Annotated in this window: 11 protein-coding genes and 4 tRNA genes; all 15 read right to left on the bottom strand. The window is 46.4% G+C overall.

Features of this window, described 5'->3' with window-relative positions:
* Nucleotide 1: 1 nt before the first annotated feature.
* Nucleotides 2-1,324, bottom strand: coding sequence for a periplasmic substrate-binding domain-containing protein (locus tag NQS30_RS17470; RefSeq protein WP_069007587.1), 1,323 nt, complete (start codon nucleotides 1,322-1,324; stop codon nucleotides 2-4).
* Nucleotides 1,321-2,328, bottom strand: a complete 1,008-nt coding sequence (locus NQS30_RS17465; protein ID WP_069007589.1) for a ThiF family adenylyltransferase — start codon at nucleotides 2,326-2,328, stop codon at nucleotides 1,321-1,323. Before NQS30_RS17465 ends, NQS30_RS17470 begins: the two co-directional genes overlap by 4 nt.
* A gap of 231 nt (nucleotides 2,329-2,559) precedes the next feature.
* A complete protein-coding gene (locus NQS30_RS17460; protein WP_069007590.1) occupies nucleotides 2,560-3,978 on the bottom strand; it encodes a sensor histidine kinase in 1,419 nt (472 codons plus the stop codon).
* On the bottom strand, nucleotides 3,975-4,184 hold the full coding sequence (locus NQS30_RS17455; protein WP_025285567.1) for a winged helix-turn-helix domain-containing protein: 210 nt from the start codon (nucleotides 4,182-4,184) through the stop codon (nucleotides 3,975-3,977). Before NQS30_RS17455 ends, NQS30_RS17460 begins: the two co-directional genes overlap by 4 nt.
* Before the next feature lie 510 nt (nucleotides 4,185-4,694).
* The gene (locus tag NQS30_RS17450) at nucleotides 4,695-5,891 is read right to left on the bottom strand and encodes a S1C family serine protease (RefSeq protein ID WP_007407894.1); all 1,197 of its coding nucleotides are present in this window, start codon (nucleotides 5,889-5,891) and stop codon (nucleotides 4,695-4,697) included.
* An 86-nt stretch (nucleotides 5,892-5,977) separates the two neighbouring features.
* Entirely contained in the window at nucleotides 5,978-6,772 is a 795-nt protein-coding gene (locus tag NQS30_RS17445) for an MBL fold metallo-hydrolase (protein ID WP_007407895.1), read from the bottom strand.
* A gap of 14 nt (nucleotides 6,773-6,786) precedes the next feature.
* A complete protein-coding gene (locus NQS30_RS17440) occupies nucleotides 6,787-7,626 on the bottom strand; it encodes a two-component system regulatory protein YycI (protein ID WP_122504311.1) in 840 nt (279 codons plus the stop codon).
* Nucleotides 7,613-8,971, bottom strand: a complete 1,359-nt coding sequence (yycH, locus tag NQS30_RS17435) for a two-component system activity regulator YycH (protein WP_064108028.1) — start codon at nucleotides 8,969-8,971, stop codon at nucleotides 7,613-7,615. Before yycH ends, NQS30_RS17440 begins: the two co-directional genes overlap by 14 nt.
* Nucleotides 8,961-10,796 (bottom strand): cell wall metabolism sensor histidine kinase WalK, encoded by a 1,836-nt coding sequence (gene walK / locus NQS30_RS17430; RefSeq protein WP_004393106.1) that lies wholly within the window; start codon nucleotides 10,794-10,796, stop codon nucleotides 8,961-8,963. The genes yycH and walK overlap by 11 nt, the downstream gene beginning before the upstream one ends.
* A gap of 6 nt (nucleotides 10,797-10,802) precedes the next feature.
* The gene (gene walR, locus NQS30_RS17425) at nucleotides 10,803-11,510 is read right to left on the bottom strand and encodes a cell wall metabolism DNA-binding response regulator WalR (RefSeq protein WP_004393104.1); all 708 of its coding nucleotides are present in this window, start codon (nucleotides 11,508-11,510) and stop codon (nucleotides 10,803-10,805) included.
* 337 nt (nucleotides 11,511-11,847) lie between these two features.
* Nucleotides 11,848-11,920 (bottom strand) — tRNA-Phe (locus tag NQS30_RS17420).
* Nucleotides 11,921-11,956: 36 nt separating this feature from the next.
* Nucleotides 11,957-12,033, bottom strand: a tRNA-Asp gene (locus tag NQS30_RS17415).
* Nucleotides 12,034-12,117: 84 nt separating this feature from the next.
* Nucleotides 12,118-12,189 (bottom strand) — tRNA-Glu (locus NQS30_RS17410).
* An 8-nt stretch (nucleotides 12,190-12,197) separates the two neighbouring features.
* A tRNA-Lys gene (locus NQS30_RS17405) sits at nucleotides 12,198-12,273 on the bottom strand.
* Nucleotides 12,274-12,475: 202 nt separating this feature from the next.
* Entirely contained in the window at nucleotides 12,476-13,768 is a 1,293-nt protein-coding gene (gene purA, locus NQS30_RS17400) for an adenylosuccinate synthase (protein ID WP_012118894.1), read from the bottom strand.
* Nucleotides 13,769-13,911 lie beyond the last annotated feature (143 nt).

Here is a 13,911-nt window from a genome sequence, read left to right as displayed (position 1 = left end):
GCTATCTGCATTTAACATCATGAACAGAAAGGAGCCCGTCAGTCTTTACACTAAAACCCTCTATACATGGATCTTGCAGATACAGACTTTTCCCAAAACAAATTGGGCAATAATGAGTTGTATTCTCGAATAACCCAAAAAGTTCCTTCTTTTTTTCAGATCCTATGGCATCAATGATCGTTTTTTTCTTCTCTGGATCGCTGATGTCGCGGATGAAATATTTGATATAGCTCAGCTCATGCATGTAAGCCGGCAGGAACAAATGGAGCTCAATATCAAACCCGCTTTTATCCATATGGTAATAATCATTGAAATGACTGACGCGGGAGACGGACACGTCCGCTCCGGCCCGCCGAAACAAATCAGCCAGCCTTTCAATAATCTCTCCGTTGGGATAATAATCGGCATAAACGATTCGGATCGGTTCTTCTTTTGTCAAAAGGGGCGGATCTTTCTGCGGTGTCCTCCCGCTTTCCCATATACCGATCAGTGAATCAGTCGGTGTGATGATATGCCCCAAATCCCCGGCCAGCTTTTGTTTATCAAAATAATGCTGAATAAAAGTTCTCAGCATGTCGTCCTTTACCTTGAAGGTAAATAACATCGGCAAATGATTTTCTTTAAAATCAGCATACTGCCGATACCTCATGTTTGAATGATGAAACTGGGTGTGGCAGGTCACGTCCGTTTGATTCGCTTCGTACAGCCCGATGCTTTTTTCCAGATCATCATTCAAAATAAATTGGATGGTCTGAACCGTGCGGTGATCCGCGGGCGTCATTTTATATTGCGGATTCCGCTCAAATTCCAGCCCCTTCTCAAACGTGCGCTTGAATCGGTACGGGCCGTTTTCCGGCACATCGCCCCCGGCGGTCCCCGGAATCAGAAAGCTGCTCTGCAAAACGGCTTCTATCTCATCAGACGGCTCGTCCAAGGTGACTCCAAAGCGTTTTTCGCCTGTTACGTTCACCCCGAGCTGATCGGATGAGACGAGGCCTTTTACATACGGAACGGCCTGTTTTATGTTCAGGAAACTGCCGAGATGGGGGCTTTGATTTTCTTTCGTCAGATGATAGATGATCGTTTGAACCACACCCTCGGCGTCGCCTAAATAGTCCGGGTGAATGTCCACCTGACAGGTGCGGGGATCTTTGCGGATGATCCGGCAGTTATAGCCGTCCTGCAGACTTTCATACATAATGCTGCAAATCATCTTGCTTGTGTAATCCTGCGTATCTAATGGGTTCAAGCGTATCGGGCTTGTGTCGATTTCTATTTTTAGAGGGTCGCCCGGTTTTCTCGCCGTACGATGCATCGTCTTCATAAAGCGCTTTCCTTTTGAGAAAGCTTCGTTTCTGTAATATGAAGGCCGTCAAAGTCCAGGCCGATGCGGGTATTCAGGGATTTCGGGCTTCCGCCTGCAAGGTATGTGATAATGTCATGAGACATAAACGAGGATATAATACCGTTTGTCGCTCCTAAGGAACCTTTGATCGGTTCATCGGGGTAACAGTTCAGAAGTCCGGCCGGCATGTTTTTTTCATAGGTGACGCCGGATTGATAGGATTCAGGCGTGAGCAGAGGCCCCCATTGGCCGCTGAAGCTGCCGACACCCCCGGTCATAAACGCGATATTCCGCTCCTTACAATACCGGTAAACCCATTCAGAAATGTTATGGGGTTTGTCAGCGGCATTTATGACGATATCAATTTCATACGGATCTAACACACGCAGATCCTGCGGCTGTGTCATTTCCTTATGGTAAAGTCCTGCGTCCGCATTGGGATTGATACCCGCAATATAATCTCTGCATTCTGAGATCTTTAATTTGCCTACAGAAGATTGATTATAGACGAATTGTCTGTTCAGGTTATGTACTGATACGGCATCGAAATCAATGAGAATAAAATGCTGCATGCCCGCCGCCAAAAGGTTTTGAAGAATGATCGTTCCGACGCCCCCCAGACCCACGATCGCTGCCCTGCTGCCGTCTAATCTGTTTTGGATCAGATTGGGGTTTTGGTTGTATTTCTCAAAATGGTACAGCTGCTTTTCAGTGATGCGGCCTTCACGGCCGTTTTGCCATGGCTCTATTAAAGCATCCAATTTCATTAACGCATCGAAAAACTGGTTTCCCGCTTCTTCTCCCAGAAGATCAGAGAGCTCTTGTTTTTCACAGCCGATGGTCAGCCGTTCAACCGCCTCTTTGATCTCACTCGTATGCGCAAGCTTAATCGCCTTTCGATATTGAATGATAATATGCGCCGTGTAGGTCAGCACCTGCACGCTGTCTTTAAACTTCCAGCGCTTACAGTCCGTTGACATCATGACATACCCCCTGAAAGATAATAACTCCCCAATGAGGGGAGTCACGGCTTTACTAGCAACGATGCACCAAGCTTGCTGTTTCTGTATCAAGATCAAGTTCTTCAATCTTCATCAGTACACACCCCCTTTACCAATAACTAGATATTATCACCAATATTGGAAAAGGACAAGTTATTTTTTGAAAATTTAGAATTTATACATAAATTGTGATATTTCTTCCTGCTTCCCGGTTTATCCCGGCAGCCGGATGATGAACACGGAGCCTTTTCCCTGCTCACTTTTCACTTCAATTGTTCCGTTATGGCTGTCGATAATGGTTTTTGTAATGGCAAGACCCAGTCCCGCGCCGCCGGATTGACGGGATCGGGAGGTTTCCGCCCTGTAAAACCGGTCAAACAAATGAGGCACATGCTCCGGAGCGATTCCCGTTCCGTTATCTGCAATCATAAGCATGATTCCTCCGTCTTTCTGCAGGGAGACGGTGATGACACCCTTGTCTTCATCCGTATGCTGCACCGCATTGTAAAAGAGGTTGAGAATGACCTGCTTCATTTTGTCTTTGTCAAAAACGGCTTCTATCTTTTGATCGACAAAGAACTCGAGCTTCCGGTTTCTCGCGAGCAGCTTCAGCTGAGCCTCCATTTCCAAAATGACGTCTCCCAATGCGCCTTTTTTCATTTCAAAACTCGGCACCCGGTCAATCTTCGCGAGAAACAGAAGATCCTCTATCAGCTTATTCGCCCTGGCGGATTCCGCGTACATGCTTTGAAGCGCTTTTTCTTTCTGCTCCGGCTTCTCCGCCGCTCCGCGCATTAACATTTCGATACAGCCGTGAATGGAGGTAAGCGGCGTTCTCAGCTCATGTGATGCGTCTGATACAAACTGCCGGATGCGCTCCTTCGCTTCTTTTTCCGCCTGAAAAGAGGTTTCAATCCGTTCCAGCATCTGATTGATGGAGATGCCCAATGACTCAATTTCTGCCTGCCTTTTATCAATCGGCAGCCGTTTATCGAGACTGCCGGCATGAATGTCACCCATCATACGCACAATGCGGGACAGCGGCTTGAGTGTGAGCCGAATCACCGGCAAGAAAACAAACAGGCCGATGACCAAAGCCGCAAAGGAAAGCACCGCGAAAATGCTGATCTGGCGGAAAAGCGAATCATTCAGAGGCTGGGTCAGCGTGCTCATCTGCACAACTCCCGCCTGCCTTCCGTCAACGGAAATCGCCTGAAACACGACGATGATTTCCTCACCCGCCTTATTGTGAGCCACCTGATAGTGAAGCGCCATTGTATCTGTCAGCGCATCCCGGTACACTTTTTTCGGGAAAGAAGGAGCGGCCCCCGCGTGCGGGTCTTCTGATAAAACAGACATCTTGTATGATTGATTGATAAAAGCAACCGTCACCCCGGGGTAAATCAAATTCGGATGAGCCGGTGTTTCGGAACGGGCAAGGGTTTTGATGGACCTCCATACGCTTTGATCCATTGAATTGATATCACTCTGAATGCTGATCGCCTGATTTTCATACATCGTCCGTGTCATAAACATGTACTGAGTGCCGCCGATGAAACATAACAGCAAAGCCAAAATCGCCAGTGACCTGAACAGGAGCTGGAACCGCAGGGTTCTGTACAGCCGTTTCATGCCAGATCCACCCTGTACCCGGCGCCCCGAACCGTGCGAATCACCTTGTGTTCTTTGTCTTTCAGCTTTTCGCGCAAAGAACGGATGTACACCTCGACGATATTGTCTTCCCCGAGGACCGTTCCGTAATGAAGCCCCATCGTTAAAGAATCAATGAGTGCAGACTCGCCGTCTGCACTCAGCTTGATGCCTTTCAACTTTTCCATGATGCAGTCTCTCCTTAGATGTATCAGCCTGTGTTTATTTTTTTCGCTTCCCCTTCTATTATTCGCTTTTATCTGAAACAAAACGGAATCTAAGCTGAATTGGTGAAAGGAAACGCTGAAAACAGAGCAATCTGCAAATAAAAATCATTATCTGCCGCTTCAATTCAGCAGCACCAGTCTGTTTCAATCACAAAGTTCTAAGTTTACGTCTACCTTTTTCTAAATATACCCATTTTTAACTGAACGTGTTGTGACCCGCGTTCAGTTCTTTTTTATGGCTTCTGAAAAACGGCATAAAAAAAGCGCCCTGAAAAAGGACGTTTAATATAACATGTTTCATGTTCTTAAATTCTGCATTCTAAAATAATTCTTCCTTCACATTCACCTTCAATTTCATTCAATACGATGATCACATCAGCCGTTTTCATGTGTGTCACCTCCCGTTTTCATAATAGTATAATATTAACAAATAAATCAATAAAAAACAGCCCGGTTGTCCGGGCTGTTTTTTTATTTCTGTAATCGATCCGCTTCTGTCAGTTTGACTTCCGCTGTTTTTTTCTTTCCCGAACGGTAGAACGTGATGTTCACACGGTCGCCGATCTTTTTGCGATACAGGCGCTCACGGAGATCCACAACGTCATTGACCTTATGTCCGTCGAACCCGGTGATCACGTCGAGCTTTTTCAAACCCGCTTTTCCGGCCGGTGAAAACGCGTCGACACCCATAATGACCGCCCCGGTTTTAATGCCTTTCGGAAGTTTCAGCGTCTGGCTCCAATGATAGCTCGCAATATCCGTTAAGGATTTCATCTCAATACCGAGGAAAGGCCGTCTGACTTCTCCGTATTTTTCTAAATCCTGAATAACGGGAATGACAAGCTTTGACGGGATGGACAGGCCGATGCCTTCAACGGCGGATTCAGCGATCTTCATTGAGTTGATGCCGACCACCTTGCCCGATATATCCATCAAAGCGCCGCCGCTGTTGCCCGGGTTAATCGCGGCATCGGTCTGCAGCACTTCCGCATTCCAATCCGGCTGTCCGTCGCCGTTTGAGTCAACGGGCACCGCCCTTTCCGTGCCTGAAATGATCCCCTGTGTCACTGATCCCGCAAATTCAAGCCCGAGCGGATTTCCGATCGCAATGACCGGTTCTCCGACTTTGACCTGATCAGAATTGCCGAACTGGGCGGCCGATTTGATTTTATCAGACTTCACCTTCAGCACGGCGAGATCCATCAGACGGTCGCTCCCGATCAGCTCAGCAGGCACGCGTGAGCCATCCTTCAGGCTGATCTCAATCTCAGTCGCACCTTCAATGACATGGTGATTGGTTACGATATAAGAAGTGTTTCCGTTCTTTTTGTAAATGACGCCCGACCCGCTTCCCGCTTCGCCGCCCTCTCCCCAAATATCGGTCTTTTGGATATTGAGAACACCGACTACCGAATCCGATACACGGCTGACCATATTCGTGACAGCGTCATTGACATTTACGTTGACTGTTTTCACCTGTTCGCTGCCGAGACGCTGGCTGGTGCTTTTGCTGCTTTCCCCATGGTCTCCGCCTGTCCAGTACGGCAGCAGGAATGCCATGAGCGCGGCCCCGACGATGACGCCGATCAGACTTGATAGAAAGTACCCTCTCTTGCTGCGGCGGGGCTGTTCGGAGGCGTACTGTTCATCATCGCGATTATAATCCACCCTATCTCAAATCCTTTCAAGAGTACTCGATTTGCTTATAGTGTGGGTCAGATCGCGGATTAATAATCATGATTCATTTGGAAAAATTACACGGCGCACAGCGGCGTCGGGATTTTCGGATCGGTATCAAATAACTGAAACGTTTCCCCGGCGACAAATCCTTTCGCAGCCAATGTCTGCTGCACGGACATTCTCGCCAGCTCCTTCATATTGTTGTCTTGGCTCAGATGCGCCAAATAGATGCGCGATGTGCCGTCGCCGATGACATCAGTCATGGCGAGCGCCGCATCTTCATTGGAGACGTGGCCGACATCGCTTAAAATCCGCCGCTTAATGCTCCATGGGTATCTGCCCATTTGCAGCATGCCGACATCATGGTTGCTTTCAAACACAAACACATTGGCCGAACGGATAATGCCTTTCATTCTGTCGCTCACATACCCGGTGTCCGTCATCAGCGCGAGCTTTCTGCCCTGGTAGTGGAAAACATAAAACATCGGCTCGGCCGCGTCATGAGAGACGCCGAATGACTCAACATCAAGCCCGCCGAAGGATTTCACGCTTTCCATCGGGAACAGAAACTTTTGTCCGGTATCCAGCTTGCCGATCTGATTCTCCATCGCTTTCCACGTCTTTTCATTGGCGTAGACGGGAAGACCGTACTTTCTCGCAATGACGCCGAGCCCTTTAATATGGTCGCTGTGCTCGTGAGTGACAAAGATGCCGTCGACGTCGTCTATCTTGCGGCCGATTTTCTCCATCAGCCCGTCCATCGCTTTACCGCTCAGGCCGGCATCCACCAGAAAAGAGTGCTCCTCTGTCTCCAGATAAAACGCGTTTCCGGTACTCCCGCTCGCAAGCACGCTAAATTGCAAGCCCATTGTGTCTCACTCCATTATTTATTTTGATTGTTATCAATGACTGTGCTTTCCAATGCATTCACAGTGTACGTTTGCTGTGTCTTTTTCTTCGTCCCTTTTGACTTATCTTCAATTGTAATTCTCCATACCGGCGCCAGCACCTGCGTACTTGTCAGCGGATATTGGGCAATATAGCCGAACTTAACGCTTTTAACGGCGCAATTCGCTTTTAAGTAATTTTGAGAATACAATAATTCGACCGCATCAAGCTCAGGAATCAGGCTCTCCGTCTGGATTCGCTTGAATGACTCCAGCATGGTCTGCTCGTAAGATACGACCTCGTTTTTATCGTTCAGATGCAGAATCACCTGTCCGATCGCATCCGTGGACGAGTCAAAATCCTGATAAATCAACTGGCCGTCATACATCTGGTAAAAAATGATCTGTTTTTTATCCTTGTCGACTTTCCACAGTTTATATTTTTCACCGCCGGTTATTTTAGAGCTGACGAGCGATTCCGCATCCTCCTGCGGTTTTTGCTTCGATAAACGGACCGGATCGGTAAATTTCATTTTCAGTGTGGTAACCTTGTGATCATCCGCCGGCATCTCCATTAAAGGCTTTTGATCTTTCAAAGCATCAATATCTTCAGCGGTAAATACCTTTTGGCCCGCCGTCAGCCGGTAGCCCGTAGCGGAATCAGAAGACAGGTTGCCGAAAGTGATATGATCCATCTCCATGTCTTTTTCCACATTTGAATTTTTAATCACTTCGTATTCACTGCTCGAGCGTTTTTCAAAAAACTGATAGCCGAGAAAAATATCGAGGATGAGGAAGGCAATGATGAAGATCGTTTTTGTCTTATTCCACTCCATTATCGTCCTCCTCCTTCCCCAGCAGATCTTTCGTAATCGGAACGATCTTCCCGTTGATTTTCATACTCCAGACGGGTTCCAGTTCAACGAGATCATTCGTTGATGAAGAGACCATTTGATAGGCCAGGAAGATCTGGTCGATTTTATTCACGTCGTATTTATCCTGCTGCTCCAGCAGAGACACAACCTCATTGCCGTTCATCATTTTTACGTCTTTTGTTTTAATCGGATTCGGTCCGAGAACATAGTTCGGCCGCTTGTAGCTGAGAACCTCGTCATTGGCCCATTGCAGGGTCAAAACAGGTCCGGATCCGAAAGGCTTAGACGTGCTGTTGATCACAGGCATTTGGTCTTTAAACATGTAGAAACTCAGCTGCTGGTTATCACTCACATTGAAAAATTGATAATGATCCGTCCAGCTTCCCGTATCCTCTAAATATTTATAGCTTTTCTTAATCAGCTCCCCTGTTTGATAAGAAGCGCTTTGTGCCAGGTTCCGATGCTGGAATTGAATCTGCCGCTGTGTCGAATTGATTTCCAGACGGCTGATTCCGTCAGTCAGCACATTCCGATTGTAATTCGGGTCTTCTCTGACCGTGCTCGGATCATTAAAAAGCGTCTGCTTAAACAGGTTCGTCTTAATGGTTTCAGTGATAAATTCTTTTTCCTTCATATTAAACCGCGCATTCGGCATGAGAAATTCTTTGCTTTTTCCGACCGAATAGAGGTGGTATAACGGCATACTCGACTTTTTGCTGTACAGCTCATTCATCAGATTGCGGTAATTCGCCGATTCCACAGTCACTTCCAAAATCAGCTGCTTGCTGTATGAGACCATGTAAATCTTCTTATTTGTCTTATTCTCATTAAACGGAATGACAATATGGTCAAATGAGCTGTATTCCATTGACGGATTCGACCATTTAAACATCGATTGGAAGAAATCAATCGGAATGGTGTCATTGAATTGCAGATCGAGCTTTGCCGAATTGCCGTTTCTGCCGTAAAGCCAATTTTTAAAACCGAGCTTGTCGTATTGATCGGAAATATCCTTCATCCCTTTTACTTCCCATTGCGGCAAATCCGCCCACAGGTCATTAAAGAGCGTCTCATCATCCACTTTATAATGAGAGCCGTTTGTATGAATAAACATATCCCGGGGTTTTACCGTTTGCGACACTTTTTGGCTCGTTTTATCAATTTTATGCTTTTCCCGGACAGTCGATTTGGTTGAGGCCGTGCCTTCTGAAAAATTGGGCTGGAATGTCCAAATTCCCCATGTTAAAACAAGACTAATGACGACCAGCACTGACAGTATGACTGTTTTTATATTTTCACGCCTCATCCCAATCATCCTCTTGCTCTTCTTTATATGGAAGAGTAAATGTAATCTTCGTTCCTTTGCCTTCTACACTGTCGGCCCAAATGTCTCCGCCGTGCGCCTGAACCATCTCTTTTGCAATCGCAAGGCCGAGCCCGGTGCCGCCGAGTTTTCTCGTGCGCGCTTTATCCACTCTGTAGAAACGGTCAAAGACTTTTTCCACATCTTTTTTCGGAATGCCGATACCTTCATCTTTTACGCTGATATAAAGCAGCTCTTCTTTCTCATTCACATCGACTGAGAAAGTGACATGTCCGCCTTCCGGTGAGTATTTCAGTGCGTTAGAAATGATATTATCGAGAACCTGCGTCACTTTATCCTGATCAATCTCCACGTACAGATTTCTGTCCGGCAGCTCGCGGATAAATTCGACATGCTGTTCTTTTGTCATTTCAAAACGATCGATAATCAGTGACATAAAGCGGATCATATGAATCCACTCCCGATTAAACTGATAATCTTTGCTGTCGAATTTAGAAAGCTGAAGCAGGTCGTTCACCAATCTGATCATGCGCTCAGTCTCATTTTGGGTCACCATTAGGAAACGCGGAGCGATATCTTTGTTTTCCCACGCGCCTTCTGCAAGCGCCTCTAAATAGCTCCGCATGGTCGTCAGCGGTGTCCGCAGCTCATGAGACACGTTGGCAACGAACTCTCTGCGTTCCCGATCGAGTTTTTCCTGTTCGGTGACATCATAAAGAACCGCGATTAAACCGTCGATTTTTCCGTGCTCTCTCTGAATAACGGAAAAATTCACCCGCAGTACAGTCGTTTCATCGTCACGTTCGATCTCCAGCAGCATGGAATCCTGCTGTTCTACTAAATCCTCAAATGTAAAGTTCTCTTTTATGCCTAATAAAGACGTAATCGGCATCTCTAAAGCCGTTTCACGTGAAACATTCAGCAGCTCAAGCGCAGGGCTGTTTAAAAGAATAATAGCTCCATTGCGATTCGTTGCGATGACGCCGTCCGTCATATACGCGATAACGGATGAAAGCTTTCTTCTCTCCCCTTCCGTCATGGCTTGGGCATCTTCAAGCTCTCTCGTCAGATGGTTGAACGTCGTTGCGAGCTGACCGATTTCATCATGCCCGTATTTCCGCACCTTTCTGGAGAAATTCCCTTTTGCCAGTTCCATCGCCTGCTTACGCATATCCGACAGCGGATGGGTAATGGTGCGGGCGAGAAATATACCGAGAAGAGCCGTCAGAACAAGGGCTAAGCCTGTTCCTGAAGCAAGAATCGAGTTGACGGTTTTCATCTGGTTAAAGGTATCTTCCATACTGGCCACGACATATATCGCGCCGACAACTTCCTGATTCTCTGTGACGACAGGTTTTGCTGAAATCAGCACTCTGTTTTTGCTTTTAGGATCATAATATTTTTTTGAATAGGCCTGTTTTGTTGAGAAAATCCGTTTAAAAATCGGGTCCGTCGTCTGTTTTCCCGCTATTTCCTCACCATAAGGCCTGGAGGAACCGACGACCTCATAGCTTTTATCAACAAATGTAATCTCCCGTATTTCATTATTCTTCGTAAAATCATTCAAAATCCGTTTGACGTCATCTTTAATGACGGTGCTGTCATTATCTCCTTTATATTCCTGCTCAATATAATAGGATAGATTGTCAATGCGCTGATTTAACGATAATTCATAGGACTTGAGAAGAGAATTCTCCACCTGTTTCACAAAGTACACGCCGATAATCTGCATGGCGATGATAATGAGAAGCACATAGATCAGCGTGATCTTAAACTGAATCGACCGAAAAAAACCAACCTTATTCATCGCCGGTTAGTCCTGTTCAGGGTTTCTCAAGTAATAACCGACACCCCGTCTTGTGACGATCCAGTTCGGATGGCTCGGATTATCCTCGATTTTCTCGCGAAGGCGGCGCACTGTTACATCCACCGTTCTCACGTCACCGAAATAGTCATAGCCCCACACAGTCTGCAGCAGATGCTCACGCGTCATGACCTGTCCGATATGTTTGGCTAAGTAATGAAGCAATTCAAACTCACGATGAGTCAGCTCGATCGTTTCTTCTCTTTTTGATACGACATAAGCGTCAGGGAAGATGACGAGAGAACCGATATGAATGTCATTAGAAGCTGATTCTTCCTCAGCCGGCGCAACCGTAAGCTGGCGGCGCAGGTTCGCTTTGACGCGGGCCAGAAGCTCACGCGTGCTGAAAGGCTTCGTGACATAGTCATCCGCTCCGATTTCAAGCCCGATGACCTTGTCAATCTCCGAGTCTTTTGCCGTCAGCATAATAATCGGCATATCATATTTTTTCCGGACTTCCCGGCACACTTCAACTCCGTCTTTATTCGGAAGCATAATATCTAAAAGAATTAAATCAGGCTGAAGCTCCTCCACCATTTCCACGGCTTCGTTTCCGTCGTACGCACAATGCACGTCATAGCCTTCTTTTCTTAAATTAAACTCTAATATATCTGCAATCGGTTTTTCATCATCGACTACAAGGATTTTCTTATCCATCATCTTGATTTTCCTCCTGCCAGAATGACTTCATTTCATCTATTGATGTTTCATGATGATCACAATTCGGATCGTGAAAAACGTTCCCCGTCTATTATAACGGTTTCAGGTCAAAAGATAAAAAAATTAAAGAGAACAGCGCAAAAACGTATTGAACTGCCATCCTTTTGTCATGTTTTTTATTTTCTTTTAAAAAATAATATTTTTTTGAAACCTCACGAAAAAAAACGCCGTCTAGTGTTTGACGTCTTCTTCTGGGCCGGCTGAAAAGCCGGCTCTCCCTTTTTTTATAACAAAAGAAAAAACGCACCTACTATTGCAGATGCGTTTGGGTAAGTGGCTCGGGACGGAATCGAACCGCCGACACACGGATTTTCAGTCCGTTGCTCTACCAACTGAGCTACCGAGCCAGATGTTTCTTTTCTATACTATAAAGTAAAGTAAAATGGCGGTCCGGACGGGACTCGAACCCGCGACCTCCTGCGTGACAGGCAGGCATTCTAACCAACTGAACTACCGGACCTTACAGTAATTTGTCCGGAGAGCCGTATCGTGGCGGCCCTCCGAGGACAAATAAGGAGTTAGCAATAACGCTAAAGTAAATCAATGACCCGTACGGGATTCGAACCCGTGTTACCGCCGTGAAAGGGCGGTGTCTTAACCGCTTGACCAACGGGCCATAAAAAGTGGTGAGCCATGAAGGACTCGAACCTTCGACCCTCTGATTAAAAGTCAGATGCTCTACCAACTGAGCTAATGGCTCCTGATGTGTCGGATTATGTATCATAGAGCATTCAGACAAAAGCTTTCTTGCAGTACTCTATTGAAGCTGTTCCGTAACAACGAGATTTATAATATCATAGAACATTCGAAAGTGGCAACTACTTTTTTGAAAAAAATCTATTATTTTTTTCCTACATAAAAAAACAAGCCTCCGTGACCGGAGGCTTGTTTGCTGCAAATTCTTAGTTAGCGCGGTATACACTGCGGATGACGTTCGTTTGTGAACGGTCGGGACCGACAGAGAAAATAGAAAGCGGAATACCTGTCAGCTGAGATACGCGTTCCAGATAATGGCGCGCATTTTCAGGAAGATCGCTTAATGTTTTTGCGCCTGTGATATCTTCCGTCCAGCCAGGCATTTCTTCATATACCGGTTCACACTCTGCGAGAGCTTTCAGACTTGCCGGGAATTCTTCAATCACTTCACCTTTGTAGCGGTAAGCGACACAGATTTTCAATGTTTCAATGCCAGTCAGCACATCGATTGAGTTCAGAGAAAGATCTGTGATTCCGCTGACGCGGCGGGCGTGGCGGACAACAACGCTGTCAAACCAGCCGACACGGCGCGGACGGCCTGTCGTTGTGCCGTATTCGCGTCCGACTTCACGGATTTGATCCCCGATTTCATCTTTCAGCTCAGTCGGGAAAGGACCGTCACCGACACGGGTTGTGTACGCTTTAGATACACCGACGACGTGCTGGATTTTTGTCGGGCCTACGCCTGAACCGATCGTCACCCCTCCGGCGACCGGGTTGGATGAAGTGACAAACGGGTATGTCCCTTGGTCAATATCAAGCATAACCCCTTGAGCGCCTTCAAATAAAACGCGGCGGCCTTCATCCAGCGCGTCATTTAAGACGACGGATGTATCGCATACATACTTTTTAATCTGCTGGCCGTATTCATAATACTCATCCAGAATATCTTCAATTTTGAAGCCTTCTGTTTCATACATTTTTTCAAGCAGACGGTTTTTCTCTTCAAGGTTCCGTTCAAGCTTTTCAGCAAACACGTCACGATCTAGCAGGTCTGCGATCCGGATGCCGATCCGCGCCGCTTTGTCCATATAAGCAGGTCCGATGCCTTTTTTCGTTGTGCCGATCTTATTGGCCCCTTTGCGTTCTTCCTCTACTTCATCCAGTTTCAGATGGTATGGAAGAATGACGTGGGCTCTGTTGCTGATTCTCAAGTTATCCGTGCTCACATTGCGTTCATGAAGATACGCAAGCTCTGTTATGAGCGCTTTCGGATCAACAACCATTCCGTTCCCGATGACACACGCTTTTTCTTTATAAAAAATTCCTGATGGGATTAAATGAAGCTTGTACGTGACGCCATCAAACTTGATGGTATGTCCTGCATTGTTTCCGCCTTGATAACGTGCGATCACTTCTGCATTTTCTGATAGGAAATCTGTAATTTTACCTTTTCCTTCATCGCCCCACTGCGTACCTACTACGACTACTGAAGACATATATCCGTGCACCTCCGTTAACCTTTCAAAACGATATCTCATTCAAACAAATTAAGTGTATCAGTGCCGAAACAGAAAGTCAATCGTAAATCCGAACATTTAAATCTTATCAATCTATATTTGTTCGCCTTAAACATGATTAA

Source organism: Bacillus sp. B1(2022), from assembly GCF_040259625.1.
GTDB classification, from domain to species: Bacteria; Bacillota; Bacilli; order Bacillales; family Bacillaceae; genus Bacillus; species Bacillus velezensis.
Note: the sequence above shows the minus strand (reverse complement) of the source record. Positions and strands in the feature narration are given on the sequence as shown.